Genomic DNA, 19,160 nt, shown 5'->3' with positions numbered 1-19,160 from the left:
GGGAGCGGCCGCGCGCTGGCGGTCATGCCGTGGCCTGCGCATCCTTTTTCACGTACATCGAATGGCGGGGCTGGGAGAACACGCGACGCAGCATGGGTTCGAAGAACGACAGCGGCAAGGTGTCGTAGTCCTTGCGGAAGGCCGGCGCATCGTATCTGGCGCAGAACTCCGCGGTACGCTCGAACAGCTCGGGCTGGTCGCGGTACTGGTCGCGCAGGTTGGGGTCGAGCCCCAGGTTGTGGAAGAAGTGGTAGCCCTGGAAGATGCCGTGGTGCAGCACCATCCAGTGGTTCTCGGGGCTGACGAAGGGCTTGAGCATCGCGGCGGCGATGTCGGGATGGTTGTAGCTGCCGAGCGTGTCGCCGATGTCGTGCAGCAGCGCGCAAACCACATACTCCTCGTCGCGGCCGTCGCGGTGCGCCAGCGTGGCGGTCTGCAGGCAGTGGGTCAGGCGGTCGACCGGGAAGCCGCCGCAATCGCCGTCGAGCACCTTGAGATGTTCGATGACCCGCTCGGCCAGCTTGGCGGCGTAGGGGCGGAACTCGCCCGTGATGATGGCCCAGTCCTCGCGCGTGCTCTCGCCGATGTGGGCAAAGGTGGCGTGCTCAGTCATGGCTTCCGCTCCCGAATAGTTGCACCAGGGTTTCGCGCTTGCCGGTGTAGGGCTGGCGGCCGTGGCAGCAAATGATGTTGTCGAGGATCATCACTTCGTTCTCGAGCCAGGGCTCGTCGACGGTGACCAGGAAGTTTGCACGGCGCAGTTCGTGCAGCAAGGCCAGCGGAATCGGCTCACCATCACCGTAGCGTACCTCGCTGTACTTGGGACTGCCGTCGCCGTACTGCTGGCAAAGGGCCGGCCAGATCGCGTCGGCGTCGGTCGGCATGTACTGATTGATCTGATTGAACCAGTGCCGCTCGCGTGTCACCGGATGCACGACGAAGCCTGTGTTGACGTAGGTGGTCTGCAGGCTCCCGTCCGGCAGCCATTCACCTTGCAGCCCCATTGCCTCGACCTGTGACTGCACCTCGGCCTTGTCGGCGGAGCCGAATGCGTCTTGCCACGAGCGATGCACATCCACGAGCACCGGATGCCAGCCTTCGGTCGAAGCGCTGCCGTCACGGAAGTTCCGTCGGTACATCACGCCTCTGCGTTCGACGTCATCCAGCAAGGCTTGCGGCGCCAGCGCCTCGACCTTGCGGATGTCGCAGATCGAAGTCGCGCCGCCGGTGGTGGCGGGCACCTTGCTGTAGAAGGCCAGCTTGTACGGGAAATGGGGCAGGTAGCTCATTTCCTGGTGCAGGCGGATCGAGTAGCGCTCGTCGACGCGGGTCGATTCGAACACCTTGCCCGCCACTGCTGCACGGGGCGTGCCGCCGCCGGTATAGCCCATTTGCGCCGGCGGGTAGTGCGCGGTCATGGCAGCGAACTGCTCGGTCTCGCGGATGGGAAAGCCGCGGAAGCGCAGTGCGCCATAGGTCCGCAGCAGTTCGTCGAGCGTGTCCTCGTGTTCGACGAACCACTGCCGGAAGGCCTGGAAATCGGTCTTGAAGCGCTCCGAAGCGGGCATCACGAACATCGGGATGCCCTTCGGGTGCAATTGCAGGACGACGTCGTCGCCCAGGCTGGGGTGAGGCGTGGGCGTAGCATAGCTAGGCTGACGCGGAAGGGCTTCGGTAGAGGTATTCATGGCTGTCTCCTTTGTTTTAGGGAGCGGACGGGATTCAATACCGGCGGTGGTATCGAGGGCACTCAACGGGGGCAGGGCCGGCGCGTATGCGCTGCAGCCGGCCGGGCCTGCGCTCAATCAAGTCGGATGTCGTACTTGCGGATCACCGCTGACCAGAACGCCTGGTCGTTGCGTGCCAGCGCAGCGAAGGCGGCGGGCTGCGAGGTCCTGGCAATCAGGCCCAGATCGGCCATGCGCTGCGTCAGGGCCGGTGCGTTGACGATGGCGCCGACATCGGCGGAGATCTTCTCGACGATAGCCGCCGGGGTGCCGCCGGTGGTGAAGAGCCCGAACCAGGCCGGGCCGGAGAGGCCCTGGTAGCCGAGTTCCTGGAAGGTGGGGACCTCCGGCAGCAGCGGGGCGCGGCTGCTCCCTGCAACCGCGAGCGGGACGATCTTGCCGCTCTTCAGGTGCTGGCGCACGGTCATCGGCGACAGCGTGCCGAGTGCAATCTGTCCGCCCAGCATGTCGTTGATGATCTGGGCTTCGCCCTTGTAGGGGACATGGGTGAGCTCGGCGCCGCTGGCGCTGCCGAACACCTCCATGTAGAGATGCGAGCCGGTGCCCTTGCCATAGGTGCCATACGTGAGCTTGCCCGGCTTCTCCCTGGCCTGGCGTACCAGCTCGGCAACGGTTCGGGGCCCCGCCGCCGAAGCGGCCAGCACCATATGGGTCGAGCACAGCTGGGTCACCGCTGCCAGGTCCCGCAGCGGGTCGAACGGAGGCTTGGCATACATGTAGGGCGTCTGCACCACGGCGGTAACCGTCATCAGCAGCGTATGGCCATCGGGCGGTGCCTTGGCAACGACATCGGCGCCGATCAGGCCACTCGCCCCGGGGCGGTTTTCCACCACCACCGGACGCTGCCATTGCTTGCCAAGCGGGTCGGCCACCGCGCGTGCCAGCACATCGAGCACGCCGCCGGGGGGATTCGGCACGACCAGGCGCACCGGGCGGCTGGGATAACCGGATTGCGCCAGCCCATGGCGCGCAAGGGGCGCGGCCGCGAGCGCAAGCGCTGCCGCGCCGAGGCGCTGCAGCGCCGTGCGACGATCGAAGTTCATATTGTCTCCACCAGTAGGGTTATGGTCTCGCTCTGTCAGCCAGCGTCTTTGCTCGCGAGCCGTGTCGTGGCTATCGCGGCTTATTCGGCGTAGCCCGGCGATTCCCGCTCGAGCTTGCGCAGCAGCGCCGGCCAGGACAGGGCGCCGTAGCGTGCGAACATGGCGCCCGCGCCCATCGACTCCGTGGTGCTGCGGGCGGCCTGCAAGGCCTGATGCAACGGGCGTCCCATGGCGAGCGTGCGGACCTGCGCGGCGCAGGCGCGCTCGAGCATGTGCATGCGGACAAAGGCCTCGCTGACGGAGGCCCCTAGCGCCAGCGTGCCGTGGTTGCGCAGGATCATCAGGCTGTGGCCGCCCAGGTCGCGCTGCAGGCGTGCGCGTTCCTCGAGATGCAGCGCGGGTCCCTCGTAGTCGTGGTATGCCAGATCGCCGGTCAGGAACATCGCCGTCTGGTTGAGCGGCAGCAGTCCTTCGGCCAGCGCGGACACCGCCATGCCGTCCGCCGTATGCAGGTGGATCACGCAGCCGGCGTCATGCCGCGCCTGGTGCACGGCGCTGTGAATCGTGAAGCCGGCCTGGTTGACGTGGTACGCAGACGGGCCGATCAGGTTGCCGTCCAGGTCCACCTTCAACAGGCTGGAGGCGGTGATCTCGCCGAATGCCAGGCCAAACGGATTGATCAGGAACTCCTGGCGACCCGGTATCCGCGCGGAAATATGCGTGGCGATGAGGTCGCTCCAGCCGGACAGTTCTACCAGCCGGTAACACGCGGCCAGATCGATGCGAACCTGGCGCTCGGCGGCATCGACGTGGGGAATCGCAGTCTGCGACGGCGCGGGCGGTAGCGTCATGCTTGTCTCCAGATCTCGTTCTTCTTTGGTAAAGATAATTACCATTACCTTTTTAGATTACGGAGGCCTGTTAGAATTGTCAAGCTGCGCCTTGACCTTACCCTAAGCCCGCCCCTCATGAGTGAAAGCCTCACTGTCCTTGCCGGCCACAGCGGATATTCCGTGCCCCGTAACACGCGCGGCATGCGCACCACGCAGCAACTGCTCGAGGCGGGTCGCCGGCTACTGCGCCGTCGCTTCCTCGACGAGGTCTCGATCCAGGAGATCTGCGCCAGTGCCAACGTCACCACGGGTGCCTTCTACAAACGCTTTGACGGCAAGGAGGCTTATTTCAAGGCACTGCAGACCTTGCTGATCGCCAAGCTGCGGGAAGCCACCACCGCTCGCATGGCTGAGCTCGATGCCAGGCCCTGGACGCTGCGGGAGGTCACCGAAGTGCTGGCGCGCAACCTGAGGCTCTGGGTGTGCCGCAATGAAGGCGTGCTGCGCGCCTCGCTGGTGGAGCGGGCCTCCACGCATGACCCGATCCGGGCGGTCAACCTGGAGTATGTCGAGCAACTGGTGCCCCGCCTGGCGAAGATGCACCCGCGCGGCCCGTCACCGGAGCTCGAAAGCGTCATCCGCTTTGCCTATCAGTCGATGATCGGCACGCTCGTCTTCACGCTGATCAACCGGACCGGCAGCTACGCGCTGACGGATCGCAGGCTGGAACAGGCCATGGCGAAGCAGTTCTACCTGTTCGTCACGCAGGGACTGGACTGATCCTCATTGTGTCGGTTGCGGCCAGGGCCACGCCCCATGCAGAATGGCAGCAAAACTACCTGCCCCCGACATGGAAACGCCAGACCGCCTGCTGCGCAGCTTTTTGCGTATTGCCTCGCTGAAGTCGCTGTCGAAGGCTGCGGATGACCTGAACCAGACGCAGTCCGGTGTCAGCAAGCAACTGGCCGCGCTCGAAGCCCACCTTGGCAAGGCGTTGTTTACGCGAACGGGGCGGGGCGTTGCCCTGACGGAAGCGGGGCAAAAGCTGCAGGAAGCGATCGAAGGGCCCTATCGCGCCATCGATCACGCCGTGGACACCATCCGCGATGCGCATGGCAGTACCGAAGGCACGGTCAGGCTGGCCCTGGTCCATACGGTCAGCTACTACTTCATCGGCGATGTGGTGGCGAGTTTCGTCAGTGCGCATCCCGGGGTCAACCTGTCGATGATGGGGCGCAGTTCGCCGGAGGTCGTGGCGCTGGTGGAAAGCGGCAAGGCGGATCTGGGCGTGGCCTACGATACCGCGGTGGACACGGCCTCGCTGGCGGTTTATCCGCTCTTCGACGATACGATGTGCCTGGTGGAGCAGGGCAGCATTGCCCCGGCTGCGGACGATCCCGGCGTCGACCTGGGCGGCCGCGATTTGCGCCTGGTTGCCTTCCCGCATGGCTATGCGCTGAGACGGATGCTCGATAGCGCCGGCCTGAAGGGGTCTTATGTCGCGGAGGCGGAAACGGTGGACGCCATGCTCAAGCTGGTTTCCGCCGGGGTAGGGTCCTGCATCCTGCCGAGCCGGCTGCCCGACAAGCTGCTGGCCGAGTATGGCCTGTGCAAGGTGAAGATCCGTACGCCGCTGTTGAAGCGGCGCATGGTGGCGGTGGCGCATCCCGAGCGCCAACCCTTGCCGCTGGCCGCCGCGCTGCTGTCATGTGCGCTCCAGGTTGCCAGGGCGCTGGACACGTGAAGCCATGACATAGCTGCTATGAGGCCGGCTCCGTAGCTCGCCTGGAACCCCAATCCCATACTGGATCCCGATCCTTTCGACGACCTCTCGTCGCAGGGAAAACCCGGAGACAACCAGTATGAACGCCCCCCTCAGAGACAAGTCGTATTTCGACCAGCGCGCGTCCAGCGACATGGCGAAGCACCTGCCGAGCCAGTCGCGCAGCACGCAGGAAACCATGGCCTATGCCTGCCGCATCCTCGCCATGACGGAGCAGGAGGCCGGCCTGGCGGGACAGATCAGTGTCCGTTCCGAACGGCCGGGCGCTTACTGGACGCTGCGTTTCGGGCTCGGCTTCGACGAAGCGACGCCGGCGGACTTTATCGAGGTCGACCGCGATCTCAACACGCTCACCGGCGGCGGCATGGCCAATCCGGCGACGCGTTTCCACCTGTGGGTCTACGACGCCCGGCCGGACGTCAACGCCATCATCCATACCCATTCGCCGTGGGCCAGCGCGCTCGCTGCCGCGCGCCAGCCTCTGGTCATCGCGCAGATGGACATGACCCCCCTGCATAACGACTGCGCGTTCCTCGGCGACTGGCCGGGGGTTCCGATCGCAGACCAGGAGGGCGTGATCATCTCGGAAGCGCTCGGTGACAAGCGTGCGATCATCCTCGCGCACCATGGCTATCTGACCGCAGGCAAGACCTGCGAAGAGGCGACCTACCTGTCCGTCTATCTCGAGCGCGCTGCGCGCATGCAGATCCGCGCGCAGGCATTCGGTCCGCTCACGCCGGTCGATGACGCGCTGGCCAGGGAGGCGCACGACTACTTGCTGAAGCCGTCCATCGTCAACTCCACTTTCGCGTACTGGGCGCGCCAGACGCACGGCATCGCGCCGTACGTCAAGCCGTGACGCGCGGGCAGCACGCATCAGAACAAACAAGGAGACAAGACGATGACCACGCAACAAGGCACGCGCTCGCGCCGCCACTACATCACGGCAGGCCTCGCCAGCATGATGGGTACGACCATCGAATGGTATGACTTCTTCCTCTACGGCACCGCCGCGGCCCTGATCTTCAACAAGATTTTCTTTCCCTCTTTCGATCCGCTGACCGGGACCCTGGCGGCGTTCGCCACCTACTCGGTCGGCTTCTTCGCGCGCCCGCTGGGGGGCATCGTCTTCGGCCATTTCGGCGACCGGGTCGGACGCAAGTCCATGCTGCTGATCACGCTGTTCATGATGGGCATCCCGACCATCCTGATCGGGCTGATCCCGTCCTATGACAGCATCGGTTACTGGGCCGCGGTCGCGCTGGTGCTGCTGCGCTTTCTGCAGGGCGTCGCGGTCGGGGGCGAGTGGGGCGGTGCGGTGCTGATGGCGGTCGAGCACGCCCCCGAAGGCAAGAAGGGCTTCTTTGGCAGCCTGCCGCAGGCCGGGGTGGCGCCGGGCCTGATCCTGTCCTCGCTGGCGATGGGCATGGTCGCGACGCTGCCGGAGCAGGACATGCTGACGTGGGGATGGCGCGTGCCGTTCCTGGCGAGCGTGGTGCTGCTGGCGGTAGGCTGGTTCATCCGTGCGAAGGTGAGCGAATCGCCGGACTTCGAGCAGATGAAAAAGTCTGGCGAGAAGGTCGAGATGCCGGCGCTGGTGGTGCTGCGCCGCTATCCGCGCCAGGTCCTGACCGTGGTCGGTGGCCGCCTGGCGGAAGTCACGTGGTTCTACACCGTGGTGACCTTTGCCCTGGCCTACGCCACGGGCACGCTCGGCATAGCCAAGACCGTGATGCTCGATGCCACGGTCTGGGGCGCCGCGGTCGCGATGTTCACCATGCCGCTGTTCGGCATCCTGGGAGACCGCTTCAGCTTCAAGTGGGTATTCATGGCCGGCACCGTAGGGATCCTGGTCTTTGCGCCGCAGTTCTTCGCGCTGCTGCAAACGCTCGATGCGGGCAACGTCACGATCGCCATGGCGATTGCGATCGGTCTCGTCTACGCCTGCCTGTACGGCCCTGAAGGCAGCCTGTTCTCCGCCCAGTTTCCGCCCGAGGTGCGCTATAGCGGCATCTCGATCGCGGTGCAGGTGTCCGGTGCGATCGGCGGGGGCCTGGCGCCCATCGTGGCCACGTCGCTGTTGAATCATGGCGGCGGCGATCCCGCATACATCGTCTGGTACCTGGGTGCGCTCAGCGTGATCGCCTTTGTCAGTACGGCACTGATGCGCGATGTGAACGGGGCCAGGCACGCGGCCCCGCTGGCAAAGGGAGAGCGGGTATGAACGCCGGTGCGCATATCGACTACTACTTCTGGCTCAATTCCGACTGGGCATACCTGGGCGCCGACAGGCTCGATGCGCTGGCTCGCCGCACGGGAGTGGAAATCCGGCACAAGCCGGTCGATCTTCCCGAAGTGTATGCGCGGACCGGAGGCGTGCTGCTGGGCCAGCGTTCAGCGGAGCGGCAGCGCTATCGGATCGTCGAGCTGGAGCGATGGTGCCGGAAGCTCGGAATCTACGTTAACCCCACGCCCAGGTACATGTGTCCGGACGCGGAGCTCGCCTCTCGTATCGTGATCGCTGCCGATGGGCTGGGCTTGCCCGTGCTGGCGCTGTACAAGGCAATTCTCCGCGCCGAATGGTGCGAGGACCTGGACATCTCGGCCGAGCCGACGCTGCAAGCCATCCTCGAACGCCTCGGCCTGGACGGCAGCGGTGTGATGGAGCTGGCGCGCGCCAGCGAAGCGGGAATGCGGTACCGGCGCTACACCGATGAGGCCGTCGGCGCCGGCGTGTTCGGATCGCCCACCTATGTGTTCGAAGGCGAATTGTTCTGGGGCCAGGACCGGCTCGACATGCTCGAGGACGCAATCCGGGCGCGAAGCCCCGCCCGGACCGGATAGCGGCAGCACGCGCCCGCTCGATCCTTCACGCGTTCCACGGCCCGGCGACACGCAGCACCAGTTTGCTCGCCGCCTGGCCCGATCGCACCAGCTCGAGCGCGTGCCCGGCCTGTTCCAGCGGCAGGCATTCGATGCGAGGCGGCCGCAAACGCCCGTCGTTCATCAGCGCGGCGATTTCCGCGAGCCGCACGCCGCTTGGCATCTTGCTGAACGCGACGGCGCTGCGCACGCCGCGCCGCGCCGCCTCGGCGGGATCGGGGCCGTGGTCGCCGCTGGCCAGCGTCAGGATGGCCACGAGGATGCCGCCGGGCCGGAGCAGGTCCAGCCCCATCGGCAAGGTGCCGCATCCGACCGTGTCGAGGACCAGGTCGACGCCAGCCGGCGCCCAGGCCCGCACGGCGCCACCGATATCGCTTGCGCGGTAGTCGATGGCCAGGTCGCAGCCGAGCGCCAGCAGCGCGTCGCGGCGGGGCGCGCTGCAGGTGGCGGCGACGGTGGCGCCGGCGGCCCTGGCCAGCTGCACGGCGAACGTGCCGACCGCGCCCGCGCCGCCGTGCACCAGCACAGTCTGGCCCGGGCGCAGTCCGCCGTCATCGAAGAGTCCGGTCCAGGCGGCCAGCGCGGGGGTCGGCACCGCCGCGGCTTCGTCGAACCCGACGTTGTCGGGAATCGGCACCACGCAATCCTGGCCGACGGCAACGTATTCCGCATACGATCCCCACTGGCCGGCGCCGACCCCGGTTTGCGCAAACACCCGCTGTCCGCGCACGAAGCCCGTGACGCCGGCGCCGACCGCGGCCACCACGCCGCTGGCATCGAAGCCGAGCACGAAGGGAAAGCTGGCTTGCATGAAGGCGTTCAGATAACCCTCGCGGCATTTCCAGTCGGCGGGATTCACGCCGGCGCAGGCGACGCGGATCAGCACTTCGCCGGCAGCCGGCTCCGGCCTTGCGACCTGGCCAAGCCGGATGACCTCGGGGCCGCCGTGACGGTCGATCAGGACCGCGCGCATGTTCTCTTGCATGAGGCCTACCTCGCCGACGGTTGGGGCTGGCCCAGCGCCGGATGCGCCCAGGCCGGGATGACGGGCGGCGGCAGCTTGCCCTTGCCGTCGAGCGCGCGGACCTGCAGTCCGTGCGCAAGCGGGAAGTGCAGGCTATGGGCGATCTGGCCGGTGTGCAGTCGTGCCGGCACGCTGCACAGCGTCAGCGCGGTTTCCACCAGGTATTCCACGGGCTCGGTGGGATAGCCGTCGGGAATATAGCGCTCGCTGCCCGGCGTGAGGATCGCGGTGCTCGGCGCCACGGAGTTGACGGCGATTCCATCGGCCTCCAGTTCCGCGGCCAGGCCTTCGGTGAACCGGTTGATGGCCGCCTTGACGGCAGCGTAGGCGGTGACGCCGCCGGTGCGGTCAAAGTCCTGGTAGGGTCGCGCCGGCGACAGCGCGGTGACAGAGCCCAGGTTCAGGATCCAGCCCGCGCCGCGCGCGCGCATCAGCGGTATCGCGGCGCGGCTCAGCACGAACGGGATGCGCAGGTAGTGGTCCACGGTCCGGTCGAAGGTGTCCAGCGGCATCGCGTCGATGGGGCTGTATTCGGCCAGGCCGGCATTGTTGACCAGGATGTCGAGCCCACCAGCGGCCTCGGCGGCCCGCAACACAAGATGGTCGCGCTGCGCGGGATCCTCCAGATCCGCCGCCAGCGCCATGGCGCGGCCGCCTTGCTGCGTGATCAGCGCCACGGTCTCGGCCAGCGTGCCAGGATCGTCCCCGGAGTTGCCGATGCGCCGTGCGCTGGCCACCACCAGCGCGCCTTCCGCCGCGAAGCGCTGCGCGATGGCACGACCGATGCCGCGGCTGGCGCCGGTCACCAGTGCGATCTTTCCTGCCAGTGTTCCGTGTGCGGTCATGATGCGCTTTCCTCCTTGTGGTTGTGGCTGGCAATCTGGCTGACAATCAGGCTGGTCGCGAGCGGGCAGAAGGCATGGGAGATCGCCTCGACCGTCCATTCCGGAAACTCCGGGTCGAACCAGCGGTCGACCCGTCCCCAATGGAACGGGTGCATCAGGTATTCGCCAAGCAGGTCGTCCGTGCCGGCGAATTCCTGCTGCCAGACATGGGTCCATGCGCCGGGCGACAACACGCGGGCCAGCCGCCAGTTGCGGATGCCGGGCATGTACGCCGGCATCCGCAGCAGGTCCTGCTCCAGCGCGTGGACCTGCCAGGGCGGCGCTTCAGGGCGGACCCGGAACATCAGCGTGCGCCAGACGCCGTCGCGCAGTTGCGGCGCACGCGTGCCGCCCGCGATCGCGCGATAGGCGACGTGATCGGCCGTTGCGATGCCGTCCAGCGCCGCGGCGAGGCCGGAGGCATCGGCCTGTGCGCCGGACGAGTCGGTCTTGAATTGCAGATCGAGCGTGTAGTCGCCGGCGCCCCAGCTTCCCGTCAGGTTGCGGCCGAGCGCCACCTGGTGCAGGCCGGGCAGCCTTTCAACGCGGTCGAGCAGGGCTGGCCCGGGGTCGGGCATCCCGTCGCAAATGCCGGTGCGCAGGCGCAGTTGCGCAGTCTCAAGGCGCATCGCAAGGCTCCTTCGGTTGCGGCAGCACGGGGGTCGCCGCGGCCATTACATGGCGGCGGCGGGATTCGCACAGGGAGCCGACCGTCGACCAGAAAGCGAGGGCGGGACCATCAATGCCGGCGCGCATGGCGTAATAGCCTGGCGCATCCGGCACTTGCCACAGCAGCCACAACGTATTGGGCGCATCTGGCAGCGCCACGGGTGGCGACACCCAGCGCTGCAGCAGCGTCAGGCCCCTGGCGGCGCTGCCGGGCAGGTAGCGGGATTCCAGCAGGTCAAGCACCGTGGGCAGGTGGGCTGGTGCAAGCACGATTTCATCGAGTACGTGGATCATGGCTGCGTGGGTTCTCTCATGGGTTGTCCCGTATAGGCATGGTGTTGCGCGCATGGCAACCTCCATGGCCGCCGGGACGATTATGGAAGGCCCGTTGGCCACGCACCCCTACCCGGACGATCAATCACCGCTACCGAAGCAATCACGACCAGCGCCCATGAACGCCCACATCCCGGGGAATCCCGTCCCTGTTCCGCACGGCATGGTGCAGCGCTTGCTGGACGAGCTGAAACGGCAGGGCGTCGAGGTGCCGGCCGCTGGCACAGAACCGCCGCGGCCGGCACAGTTCACCGCGCTCTATCGCGCCGCGATCGAGCGGCTGGAAGCGCTGGTCGCCAAAGGCGACGGCCACCCGCCCATGTGCAAGCAGGAAGTCGATCTGCTGTGCCGCTGCGTGTTGAGTTGCCAGACGCTGCGCGAGGCGATCCACTGCGCGGCCGATTTTTGCGCGATGCTGTATCCGCGCGCCGGCGCGCTCAGCCTGGGCGAGCGCGCGGGCCAGGCGGTCTTTCAGATGGACTCGTTGCGGCGGGTGAAATCGTCGGCCGCCTGCCTGGTGGACCTGACGGGACTCTTCTTTTATCTGCTGCTGTTCGGCTGGCTGGTGGGCCAGCCGATACGCCCGACCCGGGTCAGCCTAGCGCATCCGCGGCGCGAGGACGCCTTGCCGTTCCTCGGCCTGTTCCATGCGCCGGTGACGTCCGGCAACCCGGCCTACGGCTTCGACTTCGACCCGGCCTTGCTCGACCGGCCGGTGGTGCGCCAGGCCGCGGAGCTTCAGGCTTTCCTGAAGGACCTGCCTTACCGGCTGGTCGGAGCGCCGGTCGAAGTGGTGTCGCTGAGCCAGCAAGTGCGCGGCACGCTGCACGCGGCGCTGGTGCATGGCGCGCGGCTGCCGACGCTGGCGGAGCTGGCAGCGCGCTTCGATGTCAGCGAACCAACGCTGCGCCGCCGGCTCGCGGCGGACGGCAGCAGCTACCGGCAATTGCGCGAGCACAGCCTGCAGGAATACGCCGAGCAATGCCTGCGCACCACCTCCTGGAGCGTCGGCAGGATCGCCGAGCAGCTTGGCTTTGCCAGCGAGGAAGCCTTTCGCCGCGCCTTCCAGCGCTGGACCGGACACGCGCCCACGCAATTCAGGCGTGCCAGCCAGGGCAAGGCCACAGGGTAAGCCGGCGGCACTGCGGTAATTCGTGCAAGGCGCCGGCGGCAATATGTGCAAAGCCGGCCGGCACGGCGGCACGCGCCGCTCGTCCGATGCAACGTGGTGAAGCCGGCGAAGCCTGATGGCATGACGCTTGCTGCCTTCGTTCCATTCCCCATGAACGTGACCCAGCGGAGGCGCCCATGGCACTGGAAGACCCGCTTGCTCCCCCGGCATCCCAGGCCGGCGCACTGCAACAGATCCCCACCACGCTGCACATCAACGGCATCACCCATGAGCTGCTGCTGGCTCCGTGGGTGATCCTGCTGGACCTGCTGCGCGAGCAACTGCAGCTCACCGGCACCAAGAAGGGCTGCGACCACGGCCAATGCGGCGCCTGCACGGTGCTGGTCGGCGGCCGGCGCATCAAGTCGTGCCTGTGCCTGGCCGTATCCTATGACGGCGCCGACATCACCACCGTGGAGGGGCTGGCCGATCGCGACACGGGCGCGCTGCATCCGCTGCAGCAGGCCTTTATCGACCACGACGCGTTCCAGTGCGGCTATTGCACGCCGGGACAGCTGTGCTCGGCGCTGGGCCTGCTGAACGAGCATCCGCCGGCAAGCCGGCAGGAGATCCGCGAGCGCATGAGCGGCAACCTGTGCCGCTGCGGCGCGTATGCGCAGATCGTCGAGGCGATCGCCGAAGTCGCCGGGCTGACCGAGCGCGACCAGGAGCCATCATGAACCCGTTCCGCTATGAGCGCGCGGCCACGGTGGAAGCGGCGCTGCAGTCGATCGCCGCGGCGCAGCGGGATGCCGGCGTGCAAAGCCTTGGCGACGACCACGCGCCGCACTTCCTGGCTTCCGGCACCAACCTGATCGACCTGGTGAAGGGCGGCATGATGCATCCGGCCGCGCTGGTCGATGTCAGGCAACTGCCGCTGCGGATGATCGAGGCCACGGCGGAGGGCGGGCTCAGGCTCGGTGCGCTGGCCAGCAACGCCGATACCGCGCAGCACCCGCTGGTGCGCGCGCAGTATCCGCTGCTGCGCGCGGCGATCCTGGCCGGGGCCTCGGCACAGATCCGCAATATGGCGACCAACGGCGGCAACCTGCTGCAGCGCACGCGCTGCTATTACTTCTACGATCCGGGCGTGCCCTGCAACAAGCGCGAGCCCGGCAGCGGCTGCCCGGCGGCGACCGGGCTGGCGCGCCAGCATGCCATCCTCGGCGCGAGCGAGCATTGCGTCGCCACCCACCCGTCGGATATGTGCGTGGCACTGGCGGCGCTGGGCGCGGTGGTGCACGTGGCATCGGCCAGCGGCCCCCGCGAGATCCCGTTCCATGAATTCCATCGGCTGCCGGAGGACCGGCCGCATATCGACACCACGCTGCGCCCCGACGAACTGATCACCCATATCGTGCTGCCGCCCGCCGCCGGGTTCGCGCGCCATGCCTGCTACCTGAAGATCCGCGAGCGCGCGTCGTTTGCGTTCGCGCTGGTGTCGGTGGCCGCCGCGCTGGACCTCGCCGACGATGGCACCGTGCGCGCCGCGCGGCTCGCGCTGGGCGGCGTGGCCCACAAGCCGTGGCGCGATCCCGAAGCCGAGGCGCACCTGCAGGGCCGGCCCGCCACGGCCGAACACTTTGCCGCCGCGGCCCGCTTCGTGCTGCGCGATGCGCGCGCCTGGGGCGGCCCGGCCGTGCCCGAGAGCCTGCCCGGCAACAGCTTCAAGATTGCGCTGGCCGAGCGCGCCATCGTGCGCGCGCTGGAAATGGCAGTCGCCGGCGTGCTCAGCAATACCGGCGAAGACGCCTTCAGCGAGGAGGAGCAGCCATGAACGACATGATCCCGCAATGCACGCCGCGCGCACGGCCCGGCACGGGGCCGGTCGGCATCGGCACGCCGGTCCCGCGCGTCGATGGCGTGGCCAAGGTCACCGGCACCGCGCGCTATGCCGCCGAGCATCCGGCCTTCGACCTCGCGCACGGCGTGGTGGTGAACAGCACCATTGCGCGCGGACGCATCGTGTCGATCGATTGTAGCGAGGCGCTGGCGGTGCCGGGCGTGCTCGAGGTGCTGACCCATGAGCGCCGCCCGCGCATGCGCTCGCTCGACCTGTTCTACAAGGACATGGTCGCGCCCGCCGGTTCGCCGTTCAAGCCGCTGCACGACGCGCGCATCTGGTACAGCGGGCAGCCGGTCGCGCTGGTGGTGGCCGAGACCTTCGAGGCGGCGCGCCATGCCGCGACGCTGGTGCGCGTGCGCTACCAGGCGTGGCGGCACGAGACCAGCCTGCTGGCCCACCTGGGCCGCTCCGGCAAGCCGATGCGCTTCAAGGCGGGCTATTCCAGCCCACCGAGGGCGCGCGGCGATGCCGACGCCGCCTTCGCGCGCGCGCCTTGCCAGGTCGACGCCGAGTTCTACAGCGGCGTCGAGCACCACAACCCGATGGAGATGCACGCCACCACGGTGATCCGCGGCGGCGACGGCCACCTGACCATCTATGACAAGACCCAGGGCTCGCAGAATTCGCGCTGGATGGTGTCGCGCGTGTTCGGGCTGCCCAAGCGCAAGGTCACGGTGCGCAATGAATACGTGGGCGGCGCGTTCGGCTCGGGGCTGCGGCCGCAGTACCAGCTGATCCTGGCGGTAATGGCGGCGCTGGCGCTGGAGCGCTCGGTGCGCGTGGTGCTGACGCGGCCGCAGATGTTCACCTTCTGCCACCGGCCGGAGACCTGGCAGCGCGTGCGGCTGGGTGCCGACGCCGATGGCAGGCTGGTGAGCCTGATCCATGAAGCCGTGGCCGAGACCTCGCGCATGGAGCACTACGTCGAAGTGGTGGTCAACTGGTCCACGCAGCTCTATGCGTCCGAGAACAGCCGGCAGGACTATCAACTGGTCGACCTGGACCAGCCCACGCCGGCCGACATGCGTGCGCCGGGCGCCGCGCACGGCGTGCATGCGATCGAGGTGGCGATGGATGAGTTGTCCTATGCGGTGGGGATGGACCCGCTCGCGCTGCGGCTGAAAAACTACGCCGAGCGCGACGGCGCCAGCGGCCTGCCGTTCTCGAGCAAGGCACTGCGGGAATGCTACGCGCAGGGCGCGCAACGGTTCGGCTGGGCCGGGCGGCCGCCGCAGCCGCGTGCGATGCGCGATGGCCACGAGCTGATCGGCTGGGGCATGGCCAGCGGCACCTGGGATGCGCTGCAGATGTTCAGCCGTGCCCGCGCGGTGTTCCGCGCCGATGGCCGGCTCGAAGTAGCCAGCGCGGCCACCGACATCGGCACCGGCACGCTGACGGTGATGAGCCAGATCGCCGCCGCGTCGCTGGGCCTGCCGCTGGAGCAGGTGACGTTCGTGCTGGGCGATTCGGAGCTGCCGGTGGCGCCGGTCGAGGGCGGCTCGGCGCATGTGGCCACGGTCGGCAGTGCGGTCGACGGCGTGTGCGACAAGCTGCGCCGGATGCTGTGGCACATGGCGCGGCGCATGCAGGGTGCCGGCTTCGAACGCGCGCGCTACGAGGACCTGGTGTTCGAGCACGGCCGGGTCAGCCTGCGCGCCAGCCCCGGCGTGTCGTTGCCGCTGACCGGCATCCTGGCAGCGACCCGGCGCCAGCAGATCGAGGCATCGTTCCTGCAATTGCCCAATATCTTCAAACAGAAGCAGTACACGCGCGCCGCGCACTCGGCCGTGTTCTGCGAGGTGCGTGTCGACGAGGCGCTGGGCACCGTGCGCGTGACGCGCGTGGTCAGCGCGGTGGCGGCGGGCCGCATCATCAACCCCAGGACCGCGCGCAGCCAGATCCTCGGCGGCATGGTGTGGGGCATCGGCCAGGCGCTGCACGAGGAAACGCACAGCGACCATGCGCTCGGCCGCTTCATGAACCGCAATATCGCCGAGTACCACATCGCCTCGCACGCCGATATCCAGGACCTGGACGTGATCTTCGTCGACGAGGACGACCGCGTGGTCAGCAGCCTGGGCGCCAAGGGCGTGGGCGAAATCGGGCTGGTGGGCGTTGCCGCCGCGATCAGCAATGCGATCTATCACGCCACCGGCAGGCGCTTGCGCAGCACGCCGATGACGCCGGACAAGGTCATGGCGCGCTGAGGGGGGCGCGCTGAGGGCTCCGAGTGGACCGGCCGCCGTCAGCGCCGCTGCGCCAGCCAGATCCCGGCCGCGATCGCGGCCAGCCCGACGCCGTGGTACCAGCGCGGCCAGTCGCCCAGCAGCACCGTCGACAGCAGCGCGGCGAAGACCGGCGTCAGCGTGATGAAGAACACCGGCAGCTGCGCGCCCGCACGGGCGATGGCACGGTCCCAGGCAAAGTAGGCCAGCAGGGACGGGATGGTCGCGACATAGAGCAGGATGCCCGCGACCTTGCCGTTCCATTGCAGCGGCTGCTCCAGTGTCAGCAGTTCCCATGCGGTCACGGGCGCGCTGGCCAGCACGCCGGTGACGATCTGCGCGAACAGCAGCACCGGCAGCGGCAGCGCGGGACGCTGCTTGCGCAGCAGCCAGGTGTAGGCGCTCCATGCGATGGTGGCCGCCAGCATGAACAGGTCGCCGGGCACCAGGTCCAGCTGCGCCAGCCGCGCCAGTTCGCCGCGCACCAGCACGAAGGTCACGCCGACCATGCACAGCAGCGCGCCGGCGACATGCCAGGGCCGGACCCGCTCGCCGAAACACAGCGCGCCGATCACGATCAGAAACAGCGGCGTGGACGCGCCGATCAGCGTCACATTGATCGGCGTCGAGCTGGTCAGCGCCAGGTACTGCAGCGCGTTATAGCTGGCGATCGACAGGATGCCCATGGCGGTGATCACGCCCGCGTGCCGGCGCAGCACCGCGCGGTGCTCGACCACGCCGCGCCAGGCAAACGGTGCCAGCAGCATGCCGGCCAGCACCCAGCGCGCCCAGTTCAGCGCGACCGGGGGCACCGTGCCGGCGGCAAGCCGGCCCACGATGGCGTTGCCGGCCCAGCTCAGCGGGGGAAAGGTCAGCAGGAACAGGGTGGTCCAGTCGATGCGTCGGGTGCCGGGGCTGCTGGTGGACATGGGGTGAGGTGAATGGGTGGATGGCGCATTATCCGCGATGGCGATGCTTCAGGTGCCGCTACGCGGCACGGGCACTCACCGGCCCGCGCGCGCGGCGCGCGCCAGCGGCAGCGTCGCCAGGCGCCCGGTGACGACCTCGCGGATGGCAGGCGGTGCGTCGAGCTCGTCCAGTAGGCGCGGCCAGCGCGCATGCGCCAGCGCCACCGCTTCCCTGACCGCGGCGGTGGCGATGCGGCGCGGCACGCCGGCCTTCTCGGCGATCGCCTCGTACATGGCCAGGGTTTCCTCGCGCTGCAGCCGGTCGATGGCGACGTTCTGGCCGTACGAGGCAAAGCCGGGCAGCGCGGCCACGCAGACGATGTCGTACGCCGGCGACAGCACCGGCAGTACGCCGTTGGGGTAGATCACCGAGAAGTTCTTCAGGTGCGCGTCGCTGTTGCCGATCAGCGTATTGACCGCCTGGCGCAGGAAGAACTGCCGCACATGCTCGACCCCGCTCGGGCTCAGGCGGTACAGCGTGGCAACCAGCTGCACGTAGCCGTCGATGCTGGCGTACTTGCGGGCCGGCATGCGGCCCAGCATCTGGCAGCCGTCCTCGGCATGGACGCGCCCGGCCGGGGTGCGGTCGAAGCGGTCGACGGCAAGGTAGTGCAGGTCCTCGCCCAGGGCCTCGGCCAGTCCCTCCACCGCGATGGTCGACATGGGCAGCACGCGCGTGGCCGCGACATGCACGCCCGCGGCAGCCGCGAGCTGCATCGAGACCGATTCGTTGAACACCTGCGCGTCGTCGTTCCTGGCCGGCAGCTTGGCGATGATGTCGGACAGCTTGCCGTGGCTCGGCAGCGTGTAGCGCTTGCCGTCCTGCACCGTCGACAGCGCCAGCTTGTTCTGCACCCCGGACACCGACGCGGCCCCTTGCGTGGCGCCCTCGACCACGGCGATCTCCAGGTTGTCGGCGCCGCCGGTCACGCCATAGGCGCGGGCATAGGCGGGCAGGGCGCCGATGTCCGCCGGCCGCACCACCACGGCTCCGGGCAGGTCGTTGCCGGCCGAGGCCAGGATGCCGAAGTCGTCCTTGTCTTCGGGGTGGCTGCGGGTGGCCTCCAGCCGCTTGCGCAGCTCGCCTTCGGGCAGCAGGCCGGCAAAGTAGGGCGGCAACTCATGGCCGGTGTTGTAGACCGCGGGATGGAAGGGGTTGTCCAGCACCTCGGCGGTGGCGCGGCGGCCGGCTTCGGTCGGCACGGTGATCGACAGGCTCAGCGTGGGGCGGTCGGTGTCACCGCGGAATTCATCGGCGGGCACGAAGCGGACATTGCCACCGGCCTCGCACAGGTAGCCGCAGAGCCGGTCATATAGCCGAACCTCCAGAAAGCGGGGATGCAGGGCGTAGCTCATTCCTGATCCAGGAAGATGTCGAGCGCGGCGCGGGCGCCGCGGTCGGGGCCGCTGCCCTTGCCTTCCAGCACCTGGCGGACTTCGGCGAGGCGTTCGTTGGGCACCAGCACCCACTGCGCGTCGAGCGCGGCGGCCAGCGCTTCCAGCGTGGAAGCGCGGCTGTCCTTCTTGCCGAGCAGGATGGCCGACAGGTTTTGCGCCGCCATGCCGAGGATGCGGCCGAGTTCGCCCAGGCTCTTGCCCCTGGCTTCGCGCAGCTGGCGGCATTGGGAGATTAATGACATAGCATTAGTCAATGGTAAAAATCATTCTTTGGAATGATACCGATCTTGGCAGGTCTCATGCATTTCATTCGATAGAAGCTTTTTCAGTAAGAAATAATTCTATGGAATGA

General features: G+C 67.9%; 20 protein-coding genes. 9 read left to right on the top strand and 11 right to left on the bottom strand.

The genetic code is table 11. The features are described from left to right. Positions 1-22: 22 nt before the first annotated feature. The 4 genes from C7416_RS19340 to C7416_RS19325 form a co-directional block, all read right to left on the bottom strand. Positions 23-613, bottom strand: coding sequence for an HD domain-containing protein (locus tag C7416_RS19340; protein WP_111520412.1), 591 nt, complete (start codon positions 611-613; stop codon positions 23-25). After that, positions 606-1,688: a TauD/TfdA family dioxygenase gene (locus tag C7416_RS19335; RefSeq protein WP_111520411.1), complete on the bottom strand. Its 1,083-nt coding sequence runs from the start codon at positions 1,686-1,688 to the stop codon at positions 606-608. Before C7416_RS19335 ends, C7416_RS19340 begins: the two co-directional genes overlap by 8 nt. A 113-nt stretch (positions 1,689-1,801) precedes the next feature. Continuing rightward, positions 1,802-2,791, bottom strand: a complete 990-nt coding sequence (locus C7416_RS19330; RefSeq protein ID WP_111520410.1) for a Bug family tripartite tricarboxylate transporter substrate binding protein — start codon at positions 2,789-2,791, stop codon at positions 1,802-1,804. An 80-nt stretch (positions 2,792-2,871) separates the two neighbouring features. Further along, entirely contained in the window at positions 2,872-3,642 is a 771-nt protein-coding gene (locus C7416_RS19325; protein WP_198035625.1) for a class II aldolase/adducin family protein, read from the bottom strand. Between the two features lie 162 nt (positions 3,643-3,804). Here C7416_RS19325 and C7416_RS19320 point away from each other — a divergent pair, with 162 nt between their 5' ends. The 5 genes from C7416_RS19320 (at position 3,805) to C7416_RS19300 (ending at position 8,251) form a co-directional block, all read left to right on the top strand. Continuing rightward, positions 3,805-4,404, top strand: a complete 600-nt coding sequence (locus tag C7416_RS19320; RefSeq protein WP_258401125.1) for a TetR/AcrR family transcriptional regulator — start codon at positions 3,805-3,807, stop codon at positions 4,402-4,404. A gap of 70 nt (positions 4,405-4,474) precedes the next feature. Continuing rightward, positions 4,475-5,368, top strand: a complete 894-nt coding sequence (locus C7416_RS19315; protein WP_111520407.1) for a LysR family transcriptional regulator — start codon at positions 4,475-4,477, stop codon at positions 5,366-5,368. 118 nt (positions 5,369-5,486) lie between these two features. Then, the gene (locus C7416_RS19310) at positions 5,487-6,266 is read left to right on the top strand and encodes an aldolase (protein WP_111520406.1); all 780 of its coding nucleotides are present in this window, start codon (positions 5,487-5,489) and stop codon (positions 6,264-6,266) included. Between the two features lie 42 nt (positions 6,267-6,308). Next, positions 6,309-7,631 (top strand): MFS transporter, encoded by a 1,323-nt coding sequence (locus C7416_RS19305; protein ID WP_111520405.1) that lies wholly within the window; start codon positions 6,309-6,311, stop codon positions 7,629-7,631. Continuing rightward, positions 7,628-8,251 carry a 2-hydroxychromene-2-carboxylate isomerase gene (locus C7416_RS19300; protein ID WP_111520404.1) on the top strand — a complete coding sequence of 208 codons (624 nt, stop codon included), beginning with the start codon at positions 7,628-7,630 and terminating at the stop codon, positions 8,249-8,251. The genes C7416_RS19305 and C7416_RS19300 overlap by 4 nt, the downstream gene beginning before the upstream one ends. 25 nt (positions 8,252-8,276) lie before the next feature. On the opposite strand, the gene C7416_RS19295 is transcribed toward C7416_RS19300, so the two are convergent. From C7416_RS19295 to C7416_RS19280, 4 genes are read right to left on the bottom strand one after another with little or no spacing between them, the layout of a single operon-like run. Continuing rightward, positions 8,277-9,275, bottom strand: coding sequence for an NADP-dependent oxidoreductase (locus C7416_RS19295; protein WP_240988265.1), 999 nt, complete (start codon positions 9,273-9,275; stop codon positions 8,277-8,279). A gap of 5 nt (positions 9,276-9,280) precedes the next feature. After that, positions 9,281-10,159, bottom strand: a complete 879-nt coding sequence (locus C7416_RS19290; RefSeq protein ID WP_111520403.1) for an SDR family NAD(P)-dependent oxidoreductase — start codon at positions 10,157-10,159, stop codon at positions 9,281-9,283. Then, entirely contained in the window at positions 10,156-10,827 is a 672-nt protein-coding gene (locus tag C7416_RS19285; RefSeq protein ID WP_111520402.1) for a Dabb family protein, read from the bottom strand. The genes C7416_RS19290 and C7416_RS19285 overlap by 4 nt, the downstream gene beginning before the upstream one ends. Then, positions 10,817-11,161 carry a hypothetical protein gene (locus tag C7416_RS19280; protein ID WP_111520401.1) on the bottom strand — a complete coding sequence of 115 codons (345 nt, stop codon included), beginning with the start codon at positions 11,159-11,161 and terminating at the stop codon, positions 10,817-10,819. Before C7416_RS19280 ends, C7416_RS19285 begins: the two co-directional genes overlap by 11 nt. Positions 11,162-11,318: 157 nt before the next feature. Here C7416_RS19280 and C7416_RS19275 point away from each other — a divergent pair, with 157 nt between their 5' ends. From C7416_RS19275 to C7416_RS19260, 4 genes are all read left to right on the top strand, one after another. After that, positions 11,319-12,332 (top strand): AraC family transcriptional regulator, encoded by a 1,014-nt coding sequence (locus C7416_RS19275; RefSeq protein ID WP_240988266.1) that lies wholly within the window; start codon positions 11,319-11,321, stop codon positions 12,330-12,332. A gap of 176 nt (positions 12,333-12,508) precedes the next feature. Further along, positions 12,509-13,051, top strand: a complete 543-nt coding sequence (locus C7416_RS19270; RefSeq protein ID WP_111520399.1) for a (2Fe-2S)-binding protein — start codon at positions 12,509-12,511, stop codon at positions 13,049-13,051. Next, the gene (locus C7416_RS19265; protein ID WP_111520398.1) at positions 13,048-14,148 is read left to right on the top strand and encodes an FAD binding domain-containing protein; all 1,101 of its coding nucleotides are present in this window, start codon (positions 13,048-13,050) and stop codon (positions 14,146-14,148) included. The genes C7416_RS19270 and C7416_RS19265 overlap by 4 nt, the downstream gene beginning before the upstream one ends. Further along, positions 14,145-16,424: a xanthine dehydrogenase family protein molybdopterin-binding subunit gene (locus C7416_RS19260; protein ID WP_111520397.1), complete on the top strand. Its 2,280-nt coding sequence runs from the start codon at positions 14,145-14,147 to the stop codon at positions 16,422-16,424. The genes C7416_RS19265 and C7416_RS19260 overlap by 4 nt, the downstream gene beginning before the upstream one ends. 38 nt (positions 16,425-16,462) lie before the next feature. Here C7416_RS19260 and C7416_RS19255 read toward each other — a convergent pair whose 3' ends face one another. From C7416_RS19255 to C7416_RS19245, 3 genes are all read right to left on the bottom strand, one after another. Continuing rightward, positions 16,463-17,371: a DMT family transporter gene (locus C7416_RS19255; protein ID WP_111520396.1), complete on the bottom strand. Its 909-nt coding sequence runs from the start codon at positions 17,369-17,371 to the stop codon at positions 16,463-16,465. Positions 17,372-17,446: 75 nt separating this feature from the next. After that, positions 17,447-18,766 (bottom strand): type II toxin-antitoxin system HipA family toxin, encoded by a 1,320-nt coding sequence (locus C7416_RS19250; protein WP_111520395.1) that lies wholly within the window; start codon positions 18,764-18,766, stop codon positions 17,447-17,449. Next, on the bottom strand, positions 18,763-19,050 hold the full coding sequence (locus C7416_RS19245) for a helix-turn-helix domain-containing protein (RefSeq protein WP_174549330.1): 288 nt from the start codon (positions 19,048-19,050) through the stop codon (positions 18,763-18,765). Before C7416_RS19245 ends, C7416_RS19250 begins: the two co-directional genes overlap by 4 nt. Between the last annotated feature and the right edge of the window lie 110 nt (positions 19,051-19,160).

Source organism: Cupriavidus phytorum, from assembly GCF_003254285.1.
Classification (GTDB): Bacteria; Pseudomonadota; Gammaproteobacteria; order Burkholderiales; family Burkholderiaceae; genus Cupriavidus; species Cupriavidus phytorum.
Note: the sequence above shows the minus strand (reverse complement) of the source record. Positions and strands in the feature narration are given on the sequence as shown.

Excerpts from the sequence above, each read along its gene's own strand:
- C7416_RS19305 (WP_111520405.1), top strand. The coding sequence starts at position 6,309 with ATGACCACGCAACAAGGCACGCGCTCGCGCCGCCACTACATCACGGCA.
- C7416_RS19330 (WP_111520410.1), bottom strand. The coding sequence starts at position 2,791 with ATGAACTTCGATCGTCGCACGGCGCTGCAGCGCCTCGGCGCGGCAGCG.
- C7416_RS19275 (WP_240988266.1), top strand. The coding sequence starts at position 11,319 with ATGAACGCCCACATCCCGGGGAATCCCGTCCCTGTTCCGCACGGCATG.
- C7416_RS19260 (WP_111520397.1), top strand. The coding sequence starts at position 14,145 with ATGAACGACATGATCCCGCAATGCACGCCGCGCGCACGGCCCGGCACG.
- C7416_RS19265 (WP_111520398.1), top strand. The coding sequence starts at position 13,048 with ATGAACCCGTTCCGCTATGAGCGCGCGGCCACGGTGGAAGCGGCGCTG.
- C7416_RS19340 (WP_111520412.1), bottom strand. The coding sequence starts at position 613 with ATGACTGAGCACGCCACCTTTGCCCACATCGGCGAGAGCACGCGCGAG.
- C7416_RS19245 (WP_174549330.1), bottom strand. The coding sequence starts at position 19,050 with ATGTCATTAATCTCCCAATGCCGCCAGCTGCGCGAAGCCAGGGGCAAG.
- C7416_RS19335 (WP_111520411.1), bottom strand. The coding sequence starts at position 1,688 with ATGAATACCTCTACCGAAGCCCTTCCGCGTCAGCCTAGCTATGCTACG.
- C7416_RS19300 (WP_111520404.1), top strand. The coding sequence starts at position 7,628 with ATGAACGCCGGTGCGCATATCGACTACTACTTCTGGCTCAATTCCGAC.
- C7416_RS19295 (WP_240988265.1), bottom strand. The coding sequence starts at position 9,275 with ATGCAAGAGAACATGCGCGCGGTCCTGATCGACCGTCACGGCGGCCCC.
- C7416_RS19310 (WP_111520406.1), top strand. The coding sequence starts at position 5,487 with ATGAACGCCCCCCTCAGAGACAAGTCGTATTTCGACCAGCGCGCGTCC.
- C7416_RS19255 (WP_111520396.1), bottom strand. The coding sequence starts at position 17,371 with ATGTCCACCAGCAGCCCCGGCACCCGACGCATCGACTGGACCACCCTG.
- C7416_RS19285 (WP_111520402.1), bottom strand. The coding sequence starts at position 10,827 with ATGCGCCTTGAGACTGCGCAACTGCGCCTGCGCACCGGCATTTGCGAC.
- C7416_RS19280 (WP_111520401.1), bottom strand. The coding sequence starts at position 11,161 with ATGATCCACGTACTCGATGAAATCGTGCTTGCACCAGCCCACCTGCCC.
- C7416_RS19250 (WP_111520395.1), bottom strand. The coding sequence starts at position 18,766 with ATGAGCTACGCCCTGCATCCCCGCTTTCTGGAGGTTCGGCTATATGAC.
- C7416_RS19325 (WP_198035625.1), bottom strand. The coding sequence starts at position 3,642 with ATGACGCTACCGCCCGCGCCGTCGCAGACTGCGATTCCCCACGTCGAT.
- C7416_RS19270 (WP_111520399.1), top strand. The coding sequence starts at position 12,509 with ATGGCACTGGAAGACCCGCTTGCTCCCCCGGCATCCCAGGCCGGCGCA.
- C7416_RS19290 (WP_111520403.1), bottom strand. The coding sequence starts at position 10,159 with ATGACCGCACACGGAACACTGGCAGGAAAGATCGCACTGGTGACCGGC.
- C7416_RS19315 (WP_111520407.1), top strand. The coding sequence starts at position 4,475 with ATGGAAACGCCAGACCGCCTGCTGCGCAGCTTTTTGCGTATTGCCTCG.